Here is a 24,816-nt window from a genome sequence, read left to right as displayed (position 1 = left end):
GTTCCCCCGTGGACTGCCGGACGGGCCTGTCGGGGCCGCTCACATTAGTGCTGCGGCCGTATGTCGCCCCGCCTGCCCCCCGACGCGGCGGATCGACTACCCAGAGACTGGCCCGGCGCGATAAACGAACGATGAACGGCCAGGCAGGGCAGGTCAGGAGACCGTGGCCGAGGTGAGGAGCCGGCGGACGTCCGCGGCCTCGGGGGAGCCCAGCGACTCGAATATGTCGAGCGCCTCGCGCCAGCAGACCTGCGCGCGCCCGGTCTGGCCGATGCCGGCCAGCGATCTGCCGAGGACCGTGAGCACGTTCCCACGACGCCATTCCCCGCCGATGCCCCGGAGAACCGTGAGCGCGGTCTCGGAGTTGGTGGCGGCCTGCGCCGGCCGGTGCGCCGCGATGTCGAGCTCCGCCAGGCGGAACAGCGCCATGCCCTCCCAGAGGCGCTGCCGGCTGTCCTTGAAGACCTGGTAAGCCTCCTTGAGGCTGTCCGCCGCCTCCTCCAGCCGCCCGCTCTGCGTCAGTGCGAGCCCCAGCGCGTAGCGGCCGTTCGCGCCCTTGAGGGCGTGGTTCATCTCGTCGTACATGGCCGTTCCCCGCTGAGCGAGGGAGACCGCCGTGCTCATCCGGCCCATGGCCAGGTGGACGCGTGAGAGGTTGCACAGGGCCGACGCCTCGCCGGGACGGTCTCCGAGTTCGCGGAAGTCCTCGATGGCGCGGGTCAGATGCCTCTCGCCGTCCGCGTGGCGGTTCTCGTAGAGCGCGACGATGCCGAGCAGGTTCGACGCCCAGCAAGCGGGCAGCGGGTCGCCGGCCGCCGCCGAAAGCCGCAGGGCCCGCGTGCACTCGTGCTCGGCCAGGTCGAAGCGGCCGGACACATGGTGCACATTGGCGAGGGTGAGGAGCGCCCTGGCCTCGGACTTGGTGTCACCGGCTTCCTCGGCGGCCCGGCAGGCCGCGGTGACGGTGGCCTCGTACTCCTTGGAGTTCGCCCCCGACTCCGCCAGCTCGATGGCCGTCCAGAGCAGGTCCACGGCGTGGGCCAGCGCCGGCCCGTGCGCGGCCTGGCGGGCACACGCCAGGAGCGTCCCGGCCTCGCTGTAGAGCCAGTCCTGCGCCTCGCGCCGGCTGGTGAACGTCAGCCCGCTGTACGACGTGGGCGCGAGGTGGTCGATCAATGTGTCGCCGGGCTTCTCCAGGGCGCTGACGCAGGCCACCGTCGCCAGGTAGAAGTCCAGCAGCCGCGACAGCGCCGCCTCCCGCTCCCCGGGCTCCCGCTCGTCCCGCTCCGCGCAGGAGCGCGCGTACAGGCGGACCAGGTCGTGGTAGCGGTAGCGGCCCGGGGCGGCCGACTCGACCAGGGACGTGTCGACCAGGGCCTCCAGCAGGTCCTCCGCCGCGTGCGGGTCCAGGTCGAGGAGGGCCGCCGCGGCGGCGAGGGAGATGTCCGGGCCGTCCGCGAGGCCGAGGAGGCGGAAGGCGTGGGCCTGGGCCGGTTCCAGCTGGCCGTAACCGAGTTCGAAGGTGGCCTTCACCGCGAGGTCGCCGGCCTGGAGCTCGTCCAGGCGGCGGCGCTCGTCGGCCAGCTTGGCGGCCAGCACCGAGACGGTCCAGGTGCGGCGGGAGGCCAGCCGGGAGGCGGCGATCCGGATCGCCAGGGGGAGGAAGCCGCACGCGGCGACCACGTCGAGCGCGGCCTCCCGCTCCGAGGTGATCCGCTCCTCGCCGACGATCCGGGTGAAGAGCTGAAGCGCCTCCTCCGGCGACATCACGTCCAGGTCGACCAGATGCGCCCCGGCCAGGTCGACCATCCGTACCCGGCTCGTCACGAGCGCCGCGCACCCTTCCGTGCCGGGGAGCAACGGGCGGACCTGGGCCGCGTCGTGGGCGTTGTCCAGGAGGACCAGGACCCGGCGGCCGTCGAGCGTGGAGCGGTAGAGCGCGGCCCGCTCGTCCAGCGTCTCCGGGATCGCCGAGTCCGCGGTCCCGAGCGCCCGCAGGAAGGCGCCGAGCACCGTCTCCGGCTCGGCGGCCCGGGCCCCGGCGCCCTGCAGGTCGACGTACAGCTGCCCGTCCGGGAAGTGGCGGCGGGCCTGGTGGGCGACGTGGACGGCGAGCGTCGTCTTGCCGACGCCCCCGATCCCGGCCAGTGCGGAGACGGCCATCACGGACCCCTCGGCGGTGCCCAGCCGGTCGCCCAGCTCGCGGACGAAGGCGTCCCGCCCCGTGAAGTCCGGGACGGTCGCGGGCAGTTGGGCCGGACGGACCGGCGCGGCGGCGGGGGCCGGGGCGTTTGCCGACCGGGCCAGCTCCTCGTCGGCGCGCAGGATGCGCTGCTGGAGCCGGCCCAGCTCCGGGCGCGGATCGACCCCCAGCTCCTCCGCGAGCAGCCGCCGGGTGTCCGCGTAGACGGCCAGCGCCTCCGCCTGCCGGCCGCTGCGGTACAGGGCCACCATCAGCAGCTCGCGCAGCCGTTCCCGCAGGGGGTGCGCGGCGGTGAGCGCGGTCAGTTCGGAGACCGCCTCGGCGTGGCAGCCGGCCTCCAGGTCCAGGTCGAGCCGGGTCTCGGTGAGCTGGAGCCGCCACTCCTCCAGCCGGGTGCGCTGATATTCCGCGTACGGACCGGGCACGGAGGCCAGCGCCTCGCCGTCCCACAGCCCGAGCGCCTTGTTCAGCAGGGCCCGCGCCGCGTCCCGGTCGCCGCCCGCCCGCGCCTTCTCCGCCCCGGACGCCAGCTCCTGAGCCACCGTCAGGTCCAGTGCGTCGGCGCCCGTGCGTATCGCGTAACCGCCGGAGTCGCTGACCAGTGTCCCGGGGCCGAGGACCTTGCGCAGCCGGGAGGCGTAGGTGCGGAGGGCGGCCAGCGCCTGCGAGGGCGGCTCGTCGCCCCAGATGCCGTCGATGAGTTCGGCGGCCGTCGCCGTGTGGCCGCCGCGCAGCAGCAGCGCCGTCAGCAGCGCGCGCTGCTGCGGTGATCCGGACGGCAGCGGCTCGCCGCCGCGCCGGGCCCGTACGGGACCGAGTACGGAGAAGTGCAGCGCGGCCTCGTCCTCCGGGCCCCGCTCGGGGTCCCGCTGCTGCGGAACGCGTACCGGTGGCCCGTCGTCACGGCCCATTGCTGCCTCCTGTCCTGCCTGCGCACGGCCCGGCACGGTCGCTGTGTCCGGATCGGTCCCAGGCCGTCCGGATTGCTCCATACCGTTGATATCGCCGTCAACAGTCTGCCTTGTGAAGGGTCGGCCCGTCAGTAACGGATGACTCTCTGCACAAGCCCTCGACAACGATTCGGGGCGGCGCGGTCGGGACGGGAACGTGCGAAGCGGGGCGCCCGCCCGCCGGCGGGCGCCCCCGGTCTCAGGCCGTCGCCCGGACCACCGGCTCCTGGAGCTCGGTCACCCAGCCGTCCCGGTCCTCCGGGCATTCCAGGCTGATCTCGCGGGCGTACCCCGCCGACCGGTAGCCGTTGGCGTCGATCCAGCGGGCCAGGGTCTGGGCGGTGGGCAGGACGGCGTCCATGGACCCCCGGTGCACGACGGTCGCCGCCTCGAACGGCGGCAGCTCGACCACGGTGATCCCGGTGTCGCCGACCGGCCCGACGGGTGCGGAGACCGTCACCCCGGCGTGCACGACGACGCTGCCGCCGCCGTCCGGGGCGTCCTCGTACCGGGCGATCCCCGGGCCCGAGGGGGTCAGGCCCGCCTCGGCGAGGAGGGGGAACAGCCGGTCGTACAGCGGGCCGATCACCGGGCCGATGTCCTGCGGCTCGTAGCTCCCGGCCACCCCGGTCAGCTCCGCGACCCGCACCGCGGGCACCTTCTTCATCACGACGTCGTTCGTGGGCATGTGTCCCTCGCTCTCGATGGACCGGAGCCTCGCCTCGACCTGCGCCAGCCTGGCCGCAGCCGCGGCCATCGCCGCTTCCAGCTCCGTACGCCGCAGCCGCAGCATCCCGCGCAGCTCCTCCGGGCCCACCGCGTCGTCCAGGACGGCCCCCACCTGCTGGAGCGTGAAGCCGAGGTCCTTGAGCGCGATGATCCGGTTGAGCCGGGCGAGCTGGGCCGCGCCGTAGTAGCGGTAGCCGGTCGAGGGGTCGGTGCGGTCCGGGTGCAGCAGCCCGATCTCGTCGTAATGACGCAGCATGCGGGCCGACACCCGCCCGTACCGGGCGAAGTCTCCGATGGTGAACATGACTCCTCCACTGCACGGCTTCACACGGTGTGAAGGTCAAGACACCACTTCGCACGGCCGGGACGGGCCGCACGGGCAGGAGCCCCGCTCCTCCGCCGGTGCGGAGGAGCGGGGCTCCTTGGGTACTGCTCTTACCGGCCGCGATCGGCCGACCCGGGCAACTAGGCCGGGGTGACGTTCTCAGCCTGCGGGCCCTTCGGGCCCTGAGTGACGTCGAAGTTCACGACCTGGTTCTCCTCGAGGGAGCGGAACCCGGACGCGTTGATCGCGGAGTAGTGGACGAAGACATCCGGGCCGCCGCCGTCCTGGGCGATGAAGCCGAAGCCCTTTTCAGCGTTGAACCACTTGACGGTTCCGGTAGCCATAAGCCCTCCTTGGGCCAAAGGGTTGCCCTGCTCCAGAACCTGCAATGAAGTCTGAAAACTACAAAAGCCTGCGGGGTCACATGCTCCGCAGGCTCTGTACTGCAAGGGAAACCAAACTGCAACTTGCCGTCGAGCCTAGCACGCAGCGTGTCCGTAAGGGTAGAGGGAAAGATCACTTCACCCGGATGTTTGATTGCCGTCCGGATGAGCCATCCGAGAGGGCCTTCCTGTGTGCCGCCGCCCCGGTGCGGCGGCCCGGCGGGGACGGGTCTAGCCTCGCGATGTGGACAATTCAACCGTTTCAAACGTCGCGGGCGGCGACCGTCGCCCCCGGCCGCGCGTCGGCCACATCCAGTTCCTCAACTGCCTGCCCCTTTACTGGGGGCTGGCACGGACCGGAACCCTGCTCGACCTGGAGCTGTCGAAGGACACCCCGGAGAAGCTCAGCGAGCAACTGGTCAGGGGCGAACTGGACATCGCCCCGGTCACCCTGGTCGAGTTCCTGCGCAACGCGGACGACCTGGTCGCCTTCCCCGACATCGCGGTCGGCTGCGACGGCCCCGTCATGTCGTGCGTGATCGTCTCGCAGCGGCCCCTGGAGGACCTGGACGGGGCCCGTGTCGCGCTCGGCTCGACCTCCCGGACGTCCGTACGGCTGGCGCGGCTGCTGCTCGCCGAGCGGTACGGGGTGACCCCCGACTACTACACCTGCCCGCCGGACCTGGGCGTGATGATGCAGGAGGCGGACGCCGCCGTCCTCATCGGTGACGCCGCCCTCCGCGCCAACCTGCACGACGCGCCCCGCCTCGGGCTCCAGGTCCACGACCTGGGCGCGATGTGGAAGGAGTGGACGGGCCTGCCCTTCGTCTTCGCCGTCTGGGCCGCCCGCAAGGACTACCTGGCCGCCGAGCCGGACGCGGTCCGGCAGGTGCACGAGGCGTTCCTCGCCTCCCGCGACCTGTCCCTGGAGGAGGTCACCAAGGTCGCCGAACAGGCGGCGCGCTGGGAGGCGTTCGGCGCGGAGGTGCTGGAGCGCTACTTCACGACGCTCGACTTCCGCTTCGGCCCGGACCAGCTGGCCGGCGTCGAGGAGTTCGCCCGCCGCGCCGGTGAGGCGGCGGGCTTCCCGGCGGACGTGAAGGTGGAGCTCCTCGCCGGATGAGGAGGGGGTGGGCCGGGGTTTCCCGCGCCGTGCGCCCCGCGCGTGCGACGCGTCGAATTCCCGGCCATTCCCGATGTTTCCGGCGATGCCCCGGAAACCCTCGCACGGACGCCGATACTCGTCCGGGTGAATTCACGCTGAATAGTTGATCGGCGAAGGACCTCGGAATTCCAGATCCATTCCTCTTCCGCGGTCATTTCGCCCGTCACCCCGCCCGGTCGGGATTGCGGGGGACGACGCGCATATCCCGCCGGGCCGAGGCGGACGTCCGCACTTCCCGCTCTGTTCCGCCGGGGCGGTGAGCCCGGCCCCCGCCTCGCTGAGCGGCTCGGCCGAGGGGCGGGGCTCCGGTGGTCCGGCTCCGGCCAGATCAGCGGTGGAACAAGCCGCGATCTGATCCACTCTCTACCGTGCACCGAGTCGTTAGGCTTCGATCGGAGGTCCGGCCGGTTCACAGGGGGAGTCCGTCATATGCAGCCGCTGGAAGCCGGGGAACCGCGCAGCATCGGCGCCTACCGGCTGCTCGGCAGACTCGGCGCCGGCGGCATGGGCCGCGTGTACCTCGGGCGCAGCGCCGGCGGTCGCACCGTCGCCGTCAAGGTCGTCCACCCGCACTTCGCGCTCGACGAGCAGTTCCGCGCCCGGTTCCGGCGCGAGGTGGAGGCGGCCCGGCGGATCGGCGCCGAGTGGACCGCGCCCGTCCTGGACGCCGACCCGGACGCCCCGGTTCCCTGGATCGCCACCGGTTACGTGGCCGGGCCGCCGCTCTCCGCGGCCGTCACCGAGCACGGCCCGCTGCCCGAGCACGCGGTCCGGGTGCTGGGCGCCGGGCTCGGTGAGGCGCTCGCCGCGGTGCACGAGCGCGGCCTGATCCACCGGGACGTGAAGCCGTCCAACGTCCTGCTCGCCCTGGACGGCCCCCGACTGATCGACTTCGGCATCGCCCGGGCCATCGACGCGACCACCTCCCTCACCTCCACCGGGGTCTCGGTCGGCTCGCCCGGCTACATGGCTCCGGAGCAGATCCGGGGCACCGGGATGTCCGGCGCGGCCGACGTCTTCTCGCTGGGCGCGGTCCTGGCGTACGCGGCGACCGGCTCCGCGCCGTTCCTCGGCGACTCCTCGGCCGTCCTGCTCTACAAGGTCATCCACGAGGAACCGGAGCTGGGCGAGCTGGAGGGCGGGCTCCGCGAGACCATCGCCGCCTGCCTGGCCAAGGACCCGGAGCGGCGGCCGACGCCGGACGAGCTGGTCCGGCTGCTGCTGCCGGGCGGCGCGGCGGCGGCGGTCGCGGCGGGCTGGCTGCCCGGGCCGCTGGTCCGCGAGGTCAGCCGGTCGGCGGTGGCGCTGCTCGACCTGGAACCGCAGGAGGCCCCGGCGCAGTCGGGTCCGGTGCCGTTCAGCAATCCGTCGTTCGGGGCGGGGGCGGGCGAGCCCGCCGGAGGGCCGTACGGCGCGGTCGGCGGCTCCGAGCCGGGCGTCTTCGGCCCGCCGGCCGGCCCGCCGCACCCCCCGACCGCCGTGGCCGACGGGCTGCCCGCGCAGCGGACCGTCGGGCGGGGCCTGGCCCTCGGCGCGGCGGCGGGTGGGGACGGGGCGGGGCGCCGCCGGGTGAGCTGCACGCTCGCGCTCGCGGTGGCCGGGGCGCTGGCCGCGGTGACGGTGGGCGGCGCCTTCCTGCTGGACCTGATCCCGGGCCGGGGCGACGACAGCGGCAACGTGGGGAGCGCCTCGCAGACCCCGTCCGCCACCTCCGGCACCTCCGGCGGGGCGGACCAGCTGCCCGCGGCGTTCGTCGGCACCTGGAAGGGGCCGCTCACCGAGAAGACCACCGGCCAGCCGCACGGCACGCTCACCGCGGTCTTCACCAAGGGCCGCGAGGGCGCGGACGTGGTCCGCCTCACCACCGAGGTCTCCGCCCTCGGCGTGAACTTCACCTGCCACAGCGTGGGTTCGCTCATCTCCGCCACCGGACAGGAGCTGAAGGTCCGCGAACGCGCGGACCGGGACCGCCCCAGCACCGCCGGCCTCTGCACCACCGCACCCGCCGGCCTCCACTTCACCCGCACCTCCGACGGCACGCTCCGCTTCCGCTCCGACGAGAAGGGCGCGGGACTCCCGTACGGCACGCTGACCCGGTCCGGCAGCTGACGCCCGACCCCCCTGGCGTACGCTGAACCGGTCCGTAGATCCGTTGAAAAACCGCCGAAAGGTGACAGCCCGGTGACCGAGAAGGCCGACCTCCAGCCCATCCTCGACCGAGCCGCCGAAGGCGGCCGGATCACTCCGGAAGAGGCGCTCGACCTCTACCGGTCGGCCCCGCTGCACGCCCTGGGCGCGGCGGCCGACGCGGTGCGCCGCCGCCGGTACGCCGGTACGGAGCACATCGCGACGTACATCATCGAGCGCAACATCAACTACACCAACGTGTGCGTCACGGCCTGCAAGTTCTGCGCGTTCTACGCCGCGCCGAAGGACACCGCCAAGGGCTGGTCCCGGGACCTGGACGACATCCTGCGCCGCTGCGCGGAGACCGTCGAGCTGGGCGGCACCCAGATCATGTTCCAGGGCGGGCACCACCCGGACTACGGCGTGGAGTACTACGAGGAGCACTTCTCGGCCATCAAGAAGGCGTTCCCGCAGCTGGTGATCCACTCGCTCGGCGCCTCCGAGATCGAGCACATGGCCCGGATCTCCAAGGTCTCCGCCGAGGAGGCCATCAGCCGCATCCACGCCGCCGGCCTGGACTCCTTCGCGGGCGCCGGGGCCGAGCTGCTGCCGGCCCGGCCGCGCACCGCCATCGCGCCGCTCAAGGAGTCCGGCGAGCGCTGGCTGGAGATCATGGAGATCGCGCACGGCCTGGGCGTCGAGTCCACCTCGACCATGCTGATGGGCACGGGCGAGACGAACGCCGAGCGCATCGAGCACCTGCGCATGATCCGTGACGTGCAGGACCGCACCGGCGGCTTCCGGGCGTTCATCCCGTACACGTACCAGCCGGAGAACAACAAGCTGAAGGGGCAGACGCAGGCCACGCTCTTCGAGTACCTGCGGATGATCGCCATCGCCCGGCTCTTCCTGGACAACGTCGCGCACATCCAGGGCTCCTGGCTCACCACCGGCAAGGAGGTCGGCCAGCTGTCGCTGCACTACGGCGCGGACGACCTCGGCTCGATCATGCTGGAGGAGAACGTCGTCTCCTCGGCCGGCGCCAAGCACCGCTCCAACCGGCTGGAGATCATCGACCTCATCCGCAAGGCGGACCGCGTCCCGGCCCAGCGCTCCACGACCTACGAGCACCTCGTCGTGCACGACGACCCGGCGAACGACCCGGTCGACGAGCGCGTCGTCTCGCACATCTCGTCCGTCGCGATCGAGGGCGGCACGGCCCACCCGGAGCTCAAGCTCCTCAGCGCCAACTAGGGCCTTCCGTTCGGATCATGCCGGGCTCGCGGGGCGTGGCACGCACTCCCAAGCTCTCGGCTTCGCTCGAGCAGAGAGGGGCCCCCTCCGCCTTGCAGCCGCACGCGCCACGCCCCGCTCCCTGATCCAGCCTGGTCCGAACGAAAGGCCCACGCGTCTTGCTGACGATCCACGCCGCCGCCCTGCTGCTGCCGGGCGGCGGACGCGCACCCGTGCCCGGCGGCGCGGTGGCCGTGCGGGACGCCTCGGTCGAGGCGTTCGGGCCGTACGGGGAGCTGGCCGCCGCCCACCCCGCCGCCCGCGTCCGGCGCTGGCCGGGCGTCCTGACCCCCGGCCTCCTCCAGCGGGACGCGGTCCGGCTCCTGGAGGAGTGGTACTTCCCCGACCCCCGCGAGGCGGACGCGCTCGGCACCGAGCCCCTGACCGGCGCCGCGCTCGACGCGCTGGGCCCCGAGGAGACCTGGCGCGCGGGCAGCGTGCGGCGCGGGCTGCACCGAATGCTGCGGCACGGCACGACGGCGGTGACGGCCGCGCCCGGGGCACCGCCCGCCCTGCTCACGGCGGTCCGGCGGTCCGGGCTGACGGTCCTCACCGCGTCGGCGTCCACCGGGGACGGCCCCCGGCTCGATCCGCTGGCCGGGGCGGGCGCGGTGGCCGAGGCGACGGCGGCGCCGCTCGCCGCCGGGGGCCGCGCGGACCTCGCGGTCTTCGACGCCCCGGACGAGGCGGCGCTGCTCGCGGCGGGCGCGGCGAGCTGCGTGGCGACGATCGCGGGCGGGCGGCTGGTGTACCGGGGGCGGTGACCGCTACGGCACCGGGGGGCCGCCCAGATAGCGGCCCTCGGAGTCGTACGGCCAGGCGTTGGCGACGCAGCCCTTGAGGCCGTCGATCTGCTGCATCATCGCGGGGGCGGGGCGGCCCTCGCCGGGGCAGGTCTCGTGGCCGTGGCCGAGCCAGTGCCCGACCTCGTGGTTGATGATCAGCGCCCGGTACTCGCCCAGCGGGCCGTCGAACTCGGGCGAACCCGTCTGCCAGCGCTTCAGGTTGACCATCACGACCGTACCGACGCGGCAGTTGACCTCGCCGTGCGTGTCGAGCCCGCTCTCGCCGCAGACCCGGTCGGTGGTCTCCGGGGTCGCGATCCGGATGACCAGCCCCGCCGGGCCCTTCGCCACCTGGCGGAACCTGTGCTCGCCGTGGTGCGACCAGCCCCGGGGCGAGGCCAGGACGCGGGCGACGACGGAGGCCGCCCGGTCCGGGTCGAGCCCGGAGCCGTCCTCCACCTCCACCCGGTAGGCGTTCCCCGTGCCGCTGTCCGTCGCGGCGGCGCGGGCCACGGTGAAGGCGGCGGGTGCCGGCCCCCGCGCGTCGTTCCAGCGGAGGCCGGCGACGGCGGCGCCCGCGATGACCACGGGGACGACGGCCCACGTCAGCAGCCTGCTCCGGCCGCTCTCTCGGCGCCCCTTGCTCCCGGGCATCCGGAACCCTCCCCAGCGATCGACGTTGCGTCCCCCGCTGTAGGACCGGTGATCGGGGTGATCGGTTCAGTCCACATCCTTTTGAGGCCGTGGCCGGTGAATCGTTACGGCACCGAGGGGCCGCCCAGGTATGCCCCGTTCTCGTCGTACGGCCAGGCGTTGGCGACGCAGCCCTTGAGCCCGTAGATCTGCTGCATCATCGCGGGGGCCGGGCGCCCAGCGCCGGGGCAGGTCTCGTGGCCGTGGCCGAGCCAGTGGCCGACCTCGTGGTTGATGATCAGGGCCCGGTAGTCGTTCAGCGGGCCGTCGAACTCGGGCGAACCGGTCTGCCAGCGCTTGAGGTTGACCATCACCCTCTCGCCGATCCGGCAGTTGACCTCGCCGTGCGTGTTCATCCCGCCCTGCGCGCAGATCCGGTCCGTGGTGGCCGCCGTCGCGATGCGGACGACCAGTCCGGCCGGGCCCGAGGCCACCCGGTGGAACGTGCGCTTCCCGCCCTGCCCCCAGCCGCGCGGCGCGGCGAGGATGCCGGCGATCCGGTCGGCGGCCTCCTCCGGATCGACGCCCGAGCCGTCCTCGACCTCCACCCGGTACGCGTACTGCCCGGAGGACGACGCGTCGGCGCGGGCGGTCGCGAAGGTGCCCGGGCCGGAGGCGGGGATGCGGAGGACGGTGGGGCTGGGGCTGGGGGACGGGGAGGCGGACGGGGAGTGGGACGGCTTCGGGCTCCGGCCGGGCTTCGCGGACGGCGGTGCCGAGGCGGGGGACGCGGCGGCGGCCGAGGGGGTGCGCGCGGCGGCGGACGCCGGGGACCCCTCACCGCCCGCCCAGCGGGGTGCGAGGAGCACCATGATGCCGATCAGCGCCGCCGGCACGGCGACGGCGGCCACTATTCGGACGCGGCTGCGCCGCGCCCGTCTCGCGCGCCGGCGCCCGCCTCCACCGTGCCGCCCCCGCCTGCTCTCAGCCCCCACGGACAGATCCCTCCCTGGCTTCCATCGGACGTGCGTCCGCGTAAGCGACCAATTCCATGAACCGCGGGTCCCGGGCGACGGCCAGCAGGTCGTCGGTGGTGACCGGCGCCGGCACCATCGCGTCCGCGTCGCCCCCCACCGTGAGCGTGACGCGGCTGTGCCCGTACGTGAAGCGTACGGTCGCCCCGGTGATCGTCCTGCCCCCCTTGGCGTTCCCGGTCGCCGTGATCGCCTGGGCCATCATGCCCCCTGGCAGTGACACCTCGTCGCACCGGAGGCCCTTGGCGGCCACATCGAGGCAGGCGCGGTCGGCCCGGGCCGCCTTGCCGGTGGCCAGGGGGCGGACCGAGAACGAGAGGGGGAAGACCCGGCCGTCCGCCCCGCCCTGGTACCGGCTGACGCCGATGTCGACCGGACGGACCGGGGCCAGTGCCTCGGGCAGCAGCGTTTCGAGCACCCCCGCCGCCTCGTTCTGGAAGACCTGCTGCCGCGCCCGCTCATCGGCCGGCAGGTCCGCCATGGAGGTCTCGCCGGGGCTCGGCTCGACGTGCACACGGGGCCGGACGGGCACCGCCGTCTCCGTGGGGAGCGGCGAGGTCCGCGAGGCCGCCGACCACTCGCGTACCGGCTCCCCGCCCCCGCCCCCGCCCCACACCGGCAGCGCCGCGCCGAGCATGCCGAGGCCGGCGATCGCGGTCGCCGTCGCCCCGATGGCGGCGCGGGCCCGGACCCGGCGGCGGCGGCCCTCGGCCAGCGCGCCCGGGACCAGATCGGTCAGCGGCGGCGCCCCTTCGGTGGCCCGCTCCATGGCGGTCCGGACCAGCATCTCCCCGTCGTCCCGGCCGGGCTCGTCGCCCGGAGCGGGGTCCATGAACACGTACACGGCGTGACTCCTCAGCTTCGGGCGGTGTAGAGGTGGGCGTCGCCCAGGCGGGCGCGCAGCGTGGCCAGGGAGCGGGAGCACTGGCTCTTGACGGTGGACGGGCTGCACCGCAGCAGCTCGGCGACGGTCTCCACGCTCAGGTCCTCCCAGTAGCGCAGGACGACCATGGCCCGGGCGCGGGGCGGCAGTTCGGCGAGGGCGGCGAGCAGCGTGACCGTGAGCTCGGGGCCCACCGCCGGGGCGGGCGCGGCGATCGGCGTGTGGGCGAGGAGGTCCCGGAGACGGCGGCGGCGCTCGGCGATGTAGGTGCGGGTGAGCACGGTCCGGGCATAGGCGTCCGGATGGTCGGCGGCGCGCACCCGGTGCCAGTGCTGGAACAGCTTGGCCAGCGTCGTCTGGGTCAGGTCGCGCGCGGCGTCGGCATCGCCGCAGAGCAGGTACGCCGTGCGGTAGAGCCGGTGCTGGCCGGCGCGGGCGAATTCCTCGAAGCCGTCGGCGCCCCGGCTGGCTCCCGTGGACATCTGCCCCCTTTCGTGTTCTTCCCGGTTCTGCGCGGAGGTCTCTCGTGAGGCCCTTCCGTCAGTACTGAGTGGTGCCGGGCGGAAAAGGTTGAAGCCGGGTTCGCCGGGGGCGTCCCCCGCGAGGCCGCGCGGACCGGGCTGCTTGAATGGGGTGCGTGACCCGAGCCTCCCTGGACAAGCAGCCGCACGAAGTCGCCTCGATGTTCGACGGCGTGGCGGCGAACTACGACCTGACCAACGACGTGCTCTCGCTCGGCCAGGACCGGGTGTGGCGCAAGGAGGTCGCCAGGGCGGTGAACGCCCGGCCCGCCGAGAAGGTCCTCGACCTGGCGGCCGGCACGGCGACGTCCTCGCTGCCGTTCGCCGCGACCGGTGCGTACGTCGTGCCGTGCGACTTCTCGACCGGCATGCTCCGCGAGGGCAAGAAGCGCCACACCTGGCTGCCCTTCACCGCCGGCGACGCCACGAAACTCCCCTTCCGCGACGAGGTCTTCGACGCGGTGACCATCTCCTTCGGGCTGCGCAACGTGCAGGACACGGACGCGGCGCTGCGCGAGCTGTACCGGGTCACCAAGCCGGGCGGCCGGGTCGTCATCTGCGAGTTCTCCCAGCCCGTCTGGACCCCGTTCCGCACGGTCTACATCGAGTACCTGATGCGCGCCCTGCCTCCGGTCGCCCGCGCGGTCTCCTCCAACCCCGACGCCTACGTCTACCTCGCCGAGTCCATCCGTGCCTGGCCCGACCAGCCCGGCCTGGCGAAGAAGCTCCAGCAGGCCGGCTGGTCCCAGGTCGCCTGGCGCAACCTCACGGGCGGCGTGGTGGCCCTGCACCGGGGTGTCAGGGCCGCCTGACGCTATCTGGCGTACATGCCGTAGCCGCCGACCCCGGTGTACACCGAGTCGGCGACCCGCCGGTGGACGTACTTCGGCCCGGCGGGGTCCTTGCCCGCGTCGGTCGGCGGTGTCCGCGTCTCCGTACCCGTGACGAGCGTCGTGGACCCGCCGCCGTCGAGGTTGAGCACGTCGACCAGCGCCAGCTCCGCCGAGTCCAGCAGGTTCGCGAACGCCCGGAGCGAGTCCCCGTCCTCGTGCGTGGTCGACGCGGTGGCCTGCGGCTGCCCGGTGAGCGTGATGAACACCGGGTGGCCCTTGATGTTGGTGCCGATGGCCGTGCGGGAGTCGGTGCAGATGAGGTTCGTCCCGTCGGCGCCCGTCGCGTGGCCGCTGCACGAGTCGGGCAGCTCGGCGGGTACGGCGCTCGCGCGCAGGAGCTGGTGGAAGGAGCTGACGACGTCCACCGAGTCGTCCAGCGGTATGTCCCGGTCGAGCGTCACGTCATGGAGCTTCAGCTCGACGGCCGGGTGGTCGTCGCGGGTGAGGTGGGTGCGCAGCCAGTCCGCCCCGGCACCCACGCCCTGCAGAATCCGGCCGCCCGCCGGGACGTACACCTGCTCGCCCGCCGTCTGCCCGCCCCGGCGCTCCCGGGCGTCGGTGACGACGCCGTGCGCGTCGAGGACGACCTCGAAGCCGGGGTCGTCGTCCGTCGTGACCGTCGGGTCGGTCCCCGGCTTGGGCACGGGGACGCCGTAGTCGTCGGTGAACAGGACGATCTCGTCCGGGTCGGTGTACAGCGCCGCCTGGCCTTGCACCGCCGTGTCGTCGGCGTCCCGGGCGCAGCCCCGGCTGCGGCCGGGATCGCGATTGACGTCGTCCACCCGTACGGTCGCGCCGGACGCGGTGGTCAGCTTCATGTCCGTACGGAGCTTGGTGATGTACGGGATGCCGTACTGAAGGACCACCCCGCTGCTGCCGGCCCCGTTCATCCAGCAGCTGGAGCTGTGCAGGACGCCGTCGGTGACCGAGACGCCCAGGTGCGCGAGCGTGGTGCCGTCGGCGCCGGCCGGGAGTACGAGGTCGGGGTGGGCGGGCTCGGACTTGAACAGGCCCCCGTTGACGCCCGCGTAGGGGCGGCGGGCGGCGACCGCCGAGACTCCGGCGAGCTGGTCGGCGACCGTCTCGGTCAGTCCGTCGGCCTTGCCGACGACGCTCTCCAGGGTGAGCGCGGAGGCGGTCGGGTCGATCTCGACCACGTTCAGGACGCGGCCCCGGGTCCGGTTCTCGGGCACGCGCTCGGTGTACCGGGTCAGGGTGACTCCGGTCGTGATGTTCGTCGTCGGGGTCTGCCGGTCCCAGTTGGCGGCCAGCGGGCTCGCCGGTGCGTCGGCGGCCGGTGCGCCGGGAGCGGTGAGGACGAGGGCGCTCAGGGCCGCCGCCACCGTCGTCCAGGTGCGGGTGAGAGTTCTGCTCATGACTACTGGCACTCCGAGGTTCCGTTGACGAGCTCGTGCGAGCGGAAGGTTCCGGCGAAGGGCGCCGGGACGGTGGTGCTGTCGCCCTTCAGCACGACGTAGGCGCCGTACGTGGTGGCCGGAGCGGCCGGGTCGGTCCAGGTGCCGGTGAACTTCTCGGTCGGGTAGAAGCAGACATGGCGTGCGGTGCGGTTCCACACGGAGACGGGCGCCACCTCGGCCCCGTACGCGTTGCCGTAGTTCTTCGTGGCCGGGTCGGTCATGGGCATGTGCACCGTCATCCGGCCGCGCCCCGCCGCTTCGGTGAAGGTGCAGACGCGGTTGTCGGGGCATCGCTCGTAACCGGTGAAGCAGTGGGCCCGGGACGGGACCAGCTTGTGGGAGCTGATCTTCCCGGCGAACCGGGGGTCGTCACCGTATTCGTCGGAGTTGCCGGGCTTGATCGTCTGGAGCAGCCCGCCGAAGTCGGTGTCCACGTACACGCAGGCCCAATAGGGGGTGTTGTTCTTCGCGGAGAGCGTCGCGTCGTCCCAGGAGGCGTCGTAGCGCGTCCCGTCGTCCTCCACGGAGAACGCCCGCTGCGTGCCGCCGCCGCCCGACGCGCTGTACAGGCAGAGCTGTCCCGCCGGGCAGTCGTCAAACGCCTGGGCGCTCGCCGGGAGTACGAAGAACGCGGAGCCCAGCAGGGCGAGGGCGGCGGCGATGAGAGAGCCGCGCACCGTGATGAGTTTCTTGATGGTCACGACAAATCATCGCACCGTCCCACGAAGGCCACGGGCGCGGGGCGGTGCGGTCCGCGCGTGAAAGCGGCGGCCGTTATTCCGAGTTGACGGGAACCGGTGGGCGGGGAAGATGTGTCCGTTGACACAGCGCGCGTCTTCCCCGCTTCCGTGTGTCACCGTCCCGCCCGTCCCCGTCCCCGTCCCCGGCCCGCTGCGGAGCTCTCATGCCCTCGTACTGCCCGTTCTGTGGAACCCAGGCGCCCGACGAGGCGCGCTTCTGCATGAAGTGCGGGCGGGAACGCCCGGCCGCGCCCGCCGCTCCTCCTCAGCCGGCCGCTCCACCGCCGCCGGCCGGGCCGCCCGCCGTCGAACCGCCCGCGGTGCCCGCCTACCTGACGCGGCCCGCCGCGCCGCCGCCGGGGTACGCGCCGCCGCCGGGGTACGCGCCGCCGCCGGCCGGTCCCTCGCCCGCCGGGATCTTCTTCGGCCGGGTGATGCGCGGGGACTGGGCGGGCTCGCTGAAGGCGGCCGTCTGGCCGACCGGGCTGATCGCCGGGCTCGCCGTGGCGCTCGCCATCCCGGACTACGGACAGGGGGACGACGTCGTCGTCGGGTGGAGCGACCGGCTCCGGATCGCGCTCGCGATGCTGCTCCAGGCGTTCGGCGGCGGCTTCGACGTCCGGGCCGTCGCGCCCGGCGGCATGAACAGCGGCGGTTACGGGGGAGGCTCGCAGTACGGGGACAGCTACGGCGACTTCGATCCGGGCGGGCAGGGCCAGGTGACGTTCTCCCTCGTCCCGCTGACCGTCACCGTGCTCTGGGTCGGGGCCGTGATCCTCGGCGCCCGCGGCCTCCGCCGGCAGGGTGCCGGACTCGACGCGGCGGTCCGTGCCGGCCTGCTGTCCGCCGCCGCCGTGCTGATCCTCGGGCTCTACGCCCAGCCCGAGATCGAGGACCTCTCGGTGCACTCGTCGCCGTTCCTCGCGGCCCTCGGCGCGCTCGCCATCGCCCTCGCGACCGGCTGCGCCGTCCTGCAGCGCGATGCCGCCGCCGCCTGGCTGGCCCGGAGACCGGGCACGCTCGGCCTGGTCCGCGCCGCCGGGACCGCCGTCCGCGCGCTCGGTGCCGTTCTGCTCCTGTGCGGCCTGACCGGCTACATCACGTACGCCACCCTGGACGACGTCAACGGCACGGCCCTGCTGATGGCCCTGCCGGTGCTGCCCAACATCGCCCTGAACGTCCTCTCCGTGTGCTGGGGCGGCTCCGTGGAGTACGACCTGCGCGGGCAGACCAACTTCATCGGCGGCGGTACGGAACACGGCTCACTCGGCCTCGGCGAGCTGGGCGACGCGGCGAACGACTGGGCGGTCGCCGGCGCCCTGGCCCTCGGCCTCGTCAGCGCCCTCGTCGTGGGCCTGCTCACCGCCCGCCGCTCCGCCGACCGTCGCGAACAGGTCACCGCCGGCGGGCTCTTCCTGCTCGGCTATCTGGCACTGACCGCCATCAGCGGCCTGTCCGTCGAATACACCGGCAGCGTGCTCGACCTCAGCGGCCTGGGCACCCTGGAGATCGCCCCGAGCGTCGCCGACGCGCTGCTGTTCGGGCTGCTGTGGGTGGGCGGCGCGGTGCTCGTGGCGCCGTTCCTGGGCCGGATGGGCGGCGGTGGCCCCGGCGGCGGCTCCCCGGCCTACCCGCACGGCCCGCAGACCCCGTACGGCGGCCCGCAGGCCCCGTACGGCGGCCCGCAGAGCCCGTACGGCCCGCCGAACCCGGGCCCGTACACCCCCGCCCCCGGCCACACCCCGCCGCCCGGTCCGTACGCCCCGCCGGCGCGCTTCGCGGCGCCGGGGGAGCCCGCGCCCGAGGCCGCCGTCTCCGCGCCGCCTCCCGCGCCCCGGCGCCGCCGGGCCGTCCTCGTCTGGGGCGCCACGCTCGCCGCCGCCGTGATCCTCGGGGGCGGGGCCACCGCGGGCACCCTCGCCCTGATGGACCGCCACGACGACGACCCGGGCGCCTCGGAGAGCGGCGAGGGCGGGACCGGCGACCGGGCGACGCCCGCCCAGGACCGGACGAGCGGGACCCCCTAGGGCCCCGCCACCACGGCCCCGGCCGTACCCGTCGCCCCGGACGGGTGCGGCACCGAGTACGCCAGGGACGCGGACCGGGCCGGTGCCCGGGAGGTCTTCGATGCCTCCCCGTCCACCTGGAGGCTCAACGGCGTCGGCCGGCCGTCACAGCTCCAGCCGGAAGCACCGCACCTCCTGGCCCGGCACCGGTGTCGTGAAGGTCTCGGCCGGCTCCATGCCGAGGCGCCGGGCCACCGCGGCCGACCGCTCGTTGAGCACGTCGACCGCCGCCACCACCCGTGGCACGCCCGCCGCGCGCAGCCGCTCCAGGGTGAGGCGCGCGGCGGCCGTCGCGTACCCCAGGCCCCAGGCCGGCCGGGCCAGCCGCCAGCCGATCTCGGTCTCGCCCACCGGGCCGTAGGCGGTCGGCCCCCACGGCTGCGCGCCCGTGAAGCCCACGACCCGCCCCTCGCCGTCGAGCACGGTCCACAGGCAGTAGCCCAGTTCGGCGTCGTGTCTGCGTTGCCGGGCGGTCCACTCCTCGTACATCGACAGCTCCTCCGGCCGTCCGCCGAAGAACCGCATCACCTCCGGGTCGGCGAAGGCCCGGTGCCAGGCGACGGCGTCCTCGTCGGTCGGGACGCGCAGCTGTACGACGGGCGGAGCGGGAGGCGCGATTGACATGGGGCAGCCCTTCGGAGGGTTGATCGGCAGGCCCCCATAGACTGCCTTGGACCTGTGCCGCGCGGCACGCGAATTCGAGTCTTCGGGAGAACCGACCGTGACCGAACCCCTGTCCGAACACAGCGCGGACGTCATCGTCGTCGGGGCGGGCCCCGCCGGCTCCACGACCGCGTACTACCTGGCCAAGGCCGGACTCGACGTCCTCCTCCTGGAGAAGACCGCGTTCCCGCGCGAGAAGGTCTGCGGCGACGGCCTCACCCCGCGCGCCACCAAGCAGCTCGTGGCCATGGGCATCGACATCTCCGAAGAGGCGGGCTGGCTGCGCAACAAGGGCCTGCGCATCATCGGCGGCGGCGTCCGGCTCCAGCTGGACTGGCCGGATCTCGCCTCCTACCCGGACTACGGACTCGTCCGCAAGCGCGACGACTTCGACGAGCAGCTGGCCCGGAACGCGCAGAAGGCCGGGGCCCGGCTGTACGAGCGGTGCAACGTCGGCGCCCCGATCACCGACGAGCGCACCGGCCGGATCACCGGGGTGCACGCGAAGCTCGGCGAGGAGAAGACCCCGGTCACCTTCCACGCCCCGCTCGTCGTCGCCGCCGACGGCAACTCCACCCGGCTCTCCCTCGCGATGGGCCTGCACCGCCGCGAGGACCGCCCGATGGGCGTGGCCGTGCGTACGTACTTCACCTCGCCCCGGCACGACGACGACTACCTGGAGTCCTGGCTGGAGCTGTGGGACCGGCGCGGCCCCCAGGAGAAGCTGCTGCCCGGCTACGGCTGGATCTTCGGCATGGGCGACGGCACCTCCAACGTCGGCCTCGGCATCCTCAACTCCTCGTCCGCGTTCAAGGAGCTGGACTGGCGCGAGGTGCTGAAGGCGTGGTGCGCGTCCATGCCGGAGGACTGGGGCTACACCCCGGAGAACATGACGATGCCCATCCGGGGCGCCGCCCTGCCGATGGCCTTCAACCGCCAGCCGCACTACACCAAGGGCCTGCTGCTCGTCGGTGACGCGGGCGGCATGGTCAACCCGTTCAACGGCGAGGGCATCGCGTACGCCATGGAGTCGGGGCAGATCGCGGCCGACGTCATCGTCCAGGCACACGCCCGCGCGACCCCGGCCCAGCGGGAACTGGCGCTGAACAACTACCCGAAGGTGCTCAAGGAGACCTACGGCGGCTACTACACGATGGGCCGCGCCTTCGTGAAGCTGATCGGCAACCCGAAGATCATGAAGGTCGCGACCCAGCGCGGCCTGACGCACCCGCTGCTGATGAAGTTCACCCTGAAGATGCTCGCCAACCTCACCGACCCGACCGGCGGCGACGCGATGGACCGCATCATCAACGGCCTGGCGAAGGTGGCGCCGCGCTCGTAGCGCGCGTTCACAAACGAAGGAGCCGTCACTCCCGAGCGGGGGAGTGACGGCTCCTTCGTGTGCCTCACGTGCGGATCAGCTTTGTGAATCCGTGAACACGCGGATGTCTCAGAGGACGCGGACCGCGCCCGTCGGCATGTCGTAGTCCAGCGGGCGCTGCACCACACCGGTGGAGGAGTTCTGCGCACCGACGAACTGGCCGCCGCCCACGTAGATCCCGACGTGGTACGCGCTGCCCGCGCCGCCCCAGTACAGGATGTCGCCGGGCTGGAGGTTGCTCAGCGAGACCTGGGTGCCGGCGGTCGACTGGCTCTGCGAGACGCGCGGCAGGTCGACGCCCACCGTGCGGAACGCGGCCTGGACCAGGCCCGAGCAGTCCCACGAGTTCGGGCCGGTGCCGCCGGACACGTAGGCGTCGCCGACCTGCGCCTGGGCGAACGCGACGACGGAGGCCGCGGAGCCGGTGGCGTTGGAGGAGTACGAGGTCGTGGCGGCGCTGGTGGAGCCGGACGACGAGGAACCGGTGCTCTTCTGGAGCGTGGTGCGCGCGGCGGCGCGGGAGGCGCGCTCGGCGGCCTCCGCCTTGGCCTTGGCGGCGGCCTCGGCCTTCTTCTTCGCCTCGGCCTTGCGGACGGCCTCGGCCTTGGCCTTCTTGGCGTCCTTGGCGGCGCTGCTGGCCGCCGCGTCCTCCTGGGCCTGCGTCTCCAGGTCCAGGGCGATCTGCTGCGTCGCCTCGGCGGAGGCGGCGACGGTGGTGGAGAGTCCCGCCGTGATGGTGGGCATCTCGATCGTCTGGGTCACCGGTTCGGCCTGGGCCGGGCCCGCGGCACCCGCGACCGCGATGGTGCTGAGGACGCCACCGGCAACTCCGGCCCGCAGCGCCGTCGTCGAGGCGTTTCGGCGGGGCTTCCGGTGGCTGGGTATGTGAGCGGTGTGGGACATGGGTACTAGCGCTATCAGGGCGCGCGGGGTCCCATCAAGAAACGTGTGTTGCGACACAGTTACGTCCGGAATCTGTGAATCCGCTTTCCGAGGGCCTTTATTGACGCCGTAACGGGCAAAACGGGCAGTCGTGATCATGGCTGTGATCATGGGTTTTCGGCAATACGTCCGAATTGCCCGCCGCTTACCACCCGTTCGCACAGTTGGCCAAGCCCGCTTCTGTGGCGGCTGCGGTGAGGTGACGCAGCTCACAGTGTGGACGTGGCGTGGTGGGCATACGAGGGCCCGGCACGCGAGCCGGCGGCCCGCGTCCACTTCGTTTCGCGTGAACCCCCGCGCGAGTGATGTCCTTCCGGCCGCCGCGGCCGTCCGGCCGTCCCCGTCCCGGGGTGTGGCGGATTCCTTTATCACCCCATGGCGTCCATCGCCAATTTTGCGCACAGCGCCGCGTCTTGATAGTGCGACGCCTCTTTGACCAGCGAAAACGGCGACAGATGTCACCTCTCGTGATCACTCGGCCGCTTCGTGTACGAAGATCACCGCTCATCCGACTTCATGATCGTTCGTCAGGTGGTGGAGATCACAAAGACGTTGGCGTACCCCGTGTCGCAGATCACAGGACGACGGGCATAGGATGCGGGGCAGTCGGGCTTGTGAACTGCCTCACATGTGCACGATCTTGGTGAGGCGGGGAGCCGGTTCGCCCGATGCGGTCCAACGGTCAAGGACGACTGGAAGGAGCGAGGAGCGTGAATGCCTACGCGCCCATCCTCGTGCTCGGCGCCCTCGGGGCAGGGTTTGCGATCTTCTCCGTGGTCATGGCCACGCTTATCGGCCCCAAGCGGTACAACCGGGCAAAGCTCGAAGCGTACGAGTGCGGTATCGAACCGACACCCACTCCGGCCGGAGGCGGCCGCTTCCCCATCAAGTACTACCTGACGGCGATGCTCTTCATCGTCTTCGACATCGAGATCGTCTTCCTCTATCCCTGGGCGGTCAGCTTCGACGCCCTGGGGATCTTCGGGCTCGTGGAGATGCTGCTCTTCGTGCTCACCGTCTTCGTCGCCTACGCGTATGTGTGGCGGCGCGGCGGTCTGGAATGGGACTGAGGGGCTGAGGGGCACACCATGGGACTCGAAGAGAAGCTGCCGAGCGGCTTCGTTCTGACCACCGTCGAGCAGGCGGCCGGCTGGGTGCGGAAGTCCTCCGTCTTCCCGGCGACCTTCGGCCTCGCCTGTTGCGCCATCGAGATGATGACCACCGGGGCGGGCCGTTACGACCTGGCCCGTTTCGGCATGGAGGTCTTCCGCGGCTCGCCGCGGCAGGCGGACCTGATGATCGTGGCCGGGCGGGTGAGCCAGAAGATGGCGCCCGTCCTGCGGCAGGTCTACGACCAGATGCCGAACCCCAAGTGGGTCATCTCCATGGGCGTTTGCGCATCATCGGGCGGAATGTTCAACAATTACGCCATTGTTCAGGGTGTTGATCATATTGTCCCGGTTGATATCTACTTGCCGGGCTGTCCGCCGCGGCCCGAGATGCTGATGGACGCGATCCTCAAGCTGCACCAGAAGATCCAGGGCACCAAGCTCGGCGTCAACGCCGAGGAGGCCGCCCGCGAGGCGGAGGAAGCGGCGCTCAAGGCCCTGCCCCTCATCGAGATGAAGGGGCTCCTGCGATGAGCGACGAGCTGGGCGGCTCCGCCGTCCCCGCCCCGCGCGACGAGCACGGCGAGGTCATCGGCGTACGGAAGGGCATGTTCGGCGCCAACAACGGCGGCGACACCTCCGGCTACGGCGGCCTCATCCGTACCGTCGCCCTCCCCGGCGCCTCCTCCCGGCCCTACGGCGGCTGGTTCGACGAGGTCGCCGACGAGCTCGAAGGCGCCCTGGAGGAGCAGGACCTCCTCCCCGAGAACGCCATCGAGAAGACGGTGGTCGACCGGGACGAACTCACCTTCCACATCGCCCGCGAGCACCTGGTCACCGTCGCCAGGACCCTGCGCGACGACCCGGCGCTCCGCTTCGAGCTGTGCACCGGCGTCAGCGGCGTCCACTTCCCCGGCGACAAGGGCCGCGAGCTGCACGCGGTCTACCACCTGCGCTCGATCACCCACGGCCGGCTGATCCGCCTCGAGGTCTCCACGCCGGACGACGACCGCCACCTGCCCTCGCTGGTCCCGGTCTATCCGACCAACGACTGGCACGAGCGCGAGGCGTACGACTTCTTCGGGCTCGTCTTCGACGGGCACCCCGCCCTCACCCGGATCATGATGCCGGACGACTGGCAGGGCTTCCCGCAGCGCAAGGACTACCCGCTCGGCGGCATCGCCGTCGAGTACAAGGGCGCCCAGATCCCGGCTCCGGACCAGCGGAGGTCGTACTCCTGATGACCACACCCCACGCAACCCCCAGGGCCACGACCGAGGGGACCGTATATACAGTCACCGGCGGCGACTGGGACGAGATCGTCGAGAACGCCGCCGCGTCCGACGACGAGCGCATCATCGTCAACATGGGCCCGCAGCACCCGTCCACGCACGGCGTGCTCCGGCTCATCCTGGAGATCGACGGCGAGACCGTCACCGAGGCCCGCTGCGGCATCGGCTACCTCCACACCGGCATCGAGAAGAACCTCGAATTCCGCAGCTGGACGCAGGGCACCACCTTCGTCACGCGCATGGACTACCTGACGCCGTTCTTCAACGAGACGGCCTACTGCCTGGGCGTCGAGAAGCTGCTCGGCATCGAGGACCAGATCCCCGACCGGGCCAGCGTCCTGCGCGTGCTCCTGATGGAGCTCAACCGGCTCTCCTCGCACCTGGTGTGCATCGCCACCGGCGGCATGGAGCTCGGCGCCACCACGATCATGATCTACGGCTTCCGCGACCGGGAGCTGGTGCTCGACCTCTTCGAGCTGATCACCGGGCTCCGCATGAACCACGCGTTCATCCGCCCCGGCGGCCTCGCCCAGGACCTGCCCCCGGGCGCGGTCGACCAGCTGCGCGAGTTCGTGAAGACCATGAAGAAGAACCTGCCGGAGTACGACGCGCTCGCCACCGGCAACCCCATCTTCAAGGCCCGCATGCAGGACGTCGGCTACCTCGACCTCACCGGCTGCATGGCCCTCGGCGCCACCGGACCGATCCTGCGCTCGGCGGGCCTCCCGCACGACCTGCGCAAGACCGACCCGTACTGCGGCTACGAGACCTACGACTTCGAGGTCCCCACCGCCGACAGCTGCGACGCCTACGGCCGCTTCCTCATCCGCCTGGAGGAGATGCGCCAGTCGCTGCGGATCATCGAGCAGTGCGTCGACCGGCTCGAACCCGGACCGGTCATGGTCGCCGACAAGAAGATCGCCTGGCCCGCGCAGCTCGCGCTCGGCCCGGACGGCCTGGGCAACTCGCTGGACCACATCAAGAAGATCATGGGCACCTCCATGGAGGCCCTGATCCACCACTTCAAGCTGGTGACCGAGGGCTTCCGGGTCCCCGTCGGACAGGCGTACACCGCCGTCGAGTCCCCCAAGGGCGAACTCGGCGTGCACGTCGTCTCGGACGGCGGAACCCGCCCCTACCGGGTCCACTTCCGCGACCCGTCCTTCACCAACCTCCAGGCCATGGCGGCGATGTGCGAGGGCGGCCAGGTCGCCGACGTCATCGTCGCCGTCGCATCCATCGACCCCGTGATGGGAGGCGTCGACCGGTGACCGAAGCACG

Annotated in this window: 22 protein-coding genes; 11 read left to right on the top strand and 11 right to left on the bottom strand. The window is 72.4% G+C overall.

What is annotated here, in order from left to right; genetic code table 11:
- Nucleotides 1-153: 153 nt before the first annotated feature.
- The 3 genes from FKN01_RS14780 to FKN01_RS14770 all read right to left on the bottom strand — a co-directional run bounded on the left by FKN01_RS14780 (nt 154) and on the right by FKN01_RS14770 (nt 4,551).
- Nucleotides 154-3,114, bottom strand: coding sequence for a BTAD domain-containing putative transcriptional regulator (locus tag FKN01_RS14780; protein ID WP_143620468.1), 2,961 nt, complete (start codon nt 3,112-3,114; stop codon nt 154-156).
- A 238-nt stretch (nt 3,115-3,352) separates the two neighbouring features.
- Nucleotides 3,353-4,186: a MerR family transcriptional regulator gene (locus tag FKN01_RS14775; RefSeq protein WP_143620466.1), complete on the bottom strand. Its 834-nt coding sequence runs from the start codon at nt 4,184-4,186 to the stop codon at nt 3,353-3,355.
- A 161-nt stretch (nt 4,187-4,347) separates the two neighbouring features.
- Nucleotides 4,348-4,551 (bottom strand): cold-shock protein, encoded by a 204-nt coding sequence (locus tag FKN01_RS14770; RefSeq protein WP_003967102.1) that lies wholly within the window; start codon nt 4,549-4,551, stop codon nt 4,348-4,350.
- Nucleotides 4,552-4,834: 283 nt separating this feature from the next.
- Between FKN01_RS14770 and FKN01_RS14765 the strand changes: the two genes are divergently transcribed.
- From FKN01_RS14765 to FKN01_RS14750, 4 genes are all read left to right on the top strand, one after another.
- Complete coding sequence (locus tag FKN01_RS14765) at nt 4,835-5,713, top strand: menaquinone biosynthetic enzyme MqnA/MqnD family protein (RefSeq protein WP_143620464.1); 879 nt, start codon at nt 4,835-4,837, stop codon at nt 5,711-5,713.
- Nucleotides 5,714-6,184: 471 nt separating this feature from the next.
- Nucleotides 6,185-7,864: a serine/threonine-protein kinase gene (locus tag FKN01_RS14760; RefSeq protein ID WP_143620462.1), complete on the top strand. Its 1,680-nt coding sequence runs from the start codon at nt 6,185-6,187 to the stop codon at nt 7,862-7,864.
- Between the two features lie 72 nt (nt 7,865-7,936).
- Complete coding sequence (gene mqnC, locus FKN01_RS14755) at nt 7,937-9,136, top strand: cyclic dehypoxanthinyl futalosine synthase (RefSeq protein ID WP_143620460.1); 1,200 nt, start codon at nt 7,937-7,939, stop codon at nt 9,134-9,136.
- Nucleotides 9,137-9,294: 158 nt separating this feature from the next.
- Entirely contained in the window at nt 9,295-9,939 is a 645-nt protein-coding gene (locus FKN01_RS14750) for a hypothetical protein (RefSeq protein ID WP_143620458.1), read from the top strand.
- Nucleotides 9,940-9,942: 3 nt separating this feature from the next.
- On the opposite strand, the gene FKN01_RS14745 is transcribed toward FKN01_RS14750, so the two are convergent.
- The 4 genes from FKN01_RS14745 to FKN01_RS14730 form a co-directional block, all read right to left on the bottom strand.
- Nucleotides 9,943-10,614, bottom strand: coding sequence for a DUF3152 domain-containing protein (locus FKN01_RS14745; protein WP_260696884.1), 672 nt, complete (start codon nt 10,612-10,614; stop codon nt 9,943-9,945).
- 104 nt (nt 10,615-10,718) lie between these two features.
- The gene (locus FKN01_RS14740) at nt 10,719-11,465 is read right to left on the bottom strand and encodes a DUF3152 domain-containing protein (protein ID WP_143620616.1); all 747 of its coding nucleotides are present in this window, start codon (nt 11,463-11,465) and stop codon (nt 10,719-10,721) included.
- A 112-nt stretch (nt 11,466-11,577) separates the two neighbouring features.
- A complete protein-coding gene (locus tag FKN01_RS14735; protein ID WP_143620456.1) occupies nt 11,578-12,471 on the bottom strand; it encodes a hypothetical protein in 894 nt (297 codons plus the stop codon).
- 11 nt (nt 12,472-12,482) lie between these two features.
- A complete protein-coding gene (locus FKN01_RS14730; RefSeq protein WP_143620454.1) occupies nt 12,483-12,992 on the bottom strand; it encodes a SigE family RNA polymerase sigma factor in 510 nt (169 codons plus the stop codon).
- 155 nt (nt 12,993-13,147) lie between these two features.
- Between FKN01_RS14730 and FKN01_RS14725 the strand changes: the two genes are divergently transcribed.
- Nucleotides 13,148-13,843, top strand: a complete 696-nt coding sequence (locus FKN01_RS14725) for a demethylmenaquinone methyltransferase (protein ID WP_143620452.1) — start codon at nt 13,148-13,150, stop codon at nt 13,841-13,843.
- 2 nt (nt 13,844-13,845) lie between these two features.
- Here FKN01_RS14725 and FKN01_RS14720 read toward each other — a convergent pair whose 3' ends face one another.
- A complete protein-coding gene (locus FKN01_RS14720) occupies nt 13,846-15,300 on the bottom strand; it encodes a phosphodiester glycosidase family protein (protein ID WP_143620450.1) in 1,455 nt (484 codons plus the stop codon).
- 2 nt (nt 15,301-15,302) lie between these two features.
- Nucleotides 15,303-16,043, bottom strand: coding sequence for a peptidase inhibitor family I36 protein (locus FKN01_RS14715; RefSeq protein ID WP_143620448.1), 741 nt, complete (start codon nt 16,041-16,043; stop codon nt 15,303-15,305).
- A 203-nt stretch (nt 16,044-16,246) separates the two neighbouring features.
- Between FKN01_RS14715 and FKN01_RS14710 the strand changes: the two genes are divergently transcribed.
- Nucleotides 16,247-18,109: a zinc ribbon domain-containing protein gene (locus tag FKN01_RS14710; RefSeq protein ID WP_143620446.1), complete on the top strand. Its 1,863-nt coding sequence runs from the start codon at nt 16,247-16,249 to the stop codon at nt 18,107-18,109.
- A gap of 144 nt (nt 18,110-18,253) precedes the next feature.
- On the opposite strand, the gene FKN01_RS14705 is transcribed toward FKN01_RS14710, so the two are convergent.
- Nucleotides 18,254-18,772 carry a GNAT family N-acetyltransferase gene (locus FKN01_RS14705; protein ID WP_143620444.1) on the bottom strand — a complete coding sequence of 173 codons (519 nt, stop codon included), beginning with the start codon at nt 18,770-18,772 and terminating at the stop codon, nt 18,254-18,256.
- A 97-nt stretch (nt 18,773-18,869) separates the two neighbouring features.
- On the opposite strand from FKN01_RS14705, the gene FKN01_RS14700 reads away from it, so the two are divergent.
- Nucleotides 18,870-20,153 carry a geranylgeranyl reductase family protein gene (locus tag FKN01_RS14700; RefSeq protein WP_143620442.1) on the top strand — a complete coding sequence of 428 codons (1,284 nt, stop codon included), beginning with the start codon at nt 18,870-18,872 and terminating at the stop codon, nt 20,151-20,153.
- 108 nt (nt 20,154-20,261) lie between these two features.
- Here the strand turns inward: FKN01_RS14700 and FKN01_RS14695 are convergent, their stop codons facing one another.
- Nucleotides 20,262-21,095: a C40 family peptidase gene (locus FKN01_RS14695; protein ID WP_143620440.1), complete on the bottom strand. Its 834-nt coding sequence runs from the start codon at nt 21,093-21,095 to the stop codon at nt 20,262-20,264.
- Between the two features lie 749 nt (nt 21,096-21,844).
- Between FKN01_RS14695 and FKN01_RS14690 the strand changes: the two genes are divergently transcribed.
- The 4 genes from FKN01_RS14690 to FKN01_RS14675 are packed head-to-tail and all read left to right on the top strand — an operon-like array spanning nt 21,845 to nt 24,806.
- Complete coding sequence (locus tag FKN01_RS14690; RefSeq protein WP_003967084.1) at nt 21,845-22,204, top strand: NADH-quinone oxidoreductase subunit A; 360 nt, start codon at nt 21,845-21,847, stop codon at nt 22,202-22,204.
- A gap of 18 nt (nt 22,205-22,222) precedes the next feature.
- Nucleotides 22,223-22,777 carry an NADH-quinone oxidoreductase subunit B family protein gene (locus tag FKN01_RS14685; RefSeq protein WP_030112935.1) on the top strand — a complete coding sequence of 185 codons (555 nt, stop codon included), beginning with the start codon at nt 22,223-22,225 and terminating at the stop codon, nt 22,775-22,777.
- Nucleotides 22,774-23,484, top strand: a complete 711-nt coding sequence (locus FKN01_RS14680; protein WP_143620438.1) for an NADH-quinone oxidoreductase subunit C — start codon at nt 22,774-22,776, stop codon at nt 23,482-23,484. Before FKN01_RS14685 ends, FKN01_RS14680 begins: the two co-directional genes overlap by 4 nt.
- Complete coding sequence (locus FKN01_RS14675; protein WP_143620436.1) at nt 23,484-24,806, top strand: NADH-quinone oxidoreductase subunit D; 1,323 nt, start codon at nt 23,484-23,486, stop codon at nt 24,804-24,806. The genes FKN01_RS14680 and FKN01_RS14675 overlap by 1 nt, the downstream gene beginning before the upstream one ends.
- Nucleotides 24,807-24,816: the final 10 nt, after the last annotated feature.

Origin of the sequence: Streptomyces sp. 130, assembly GCF_007096885.1 — a bacterium.
GTDB lineage: Bacteria > Actinomycetota > Actinomycetes > Streptomycetales > Streptomycetaceae > Streptomyces.
Note: the sequence above shows the minus strand (reverse complement) of the source record. Positions and strands in the feature narration are given on the sequence as shown.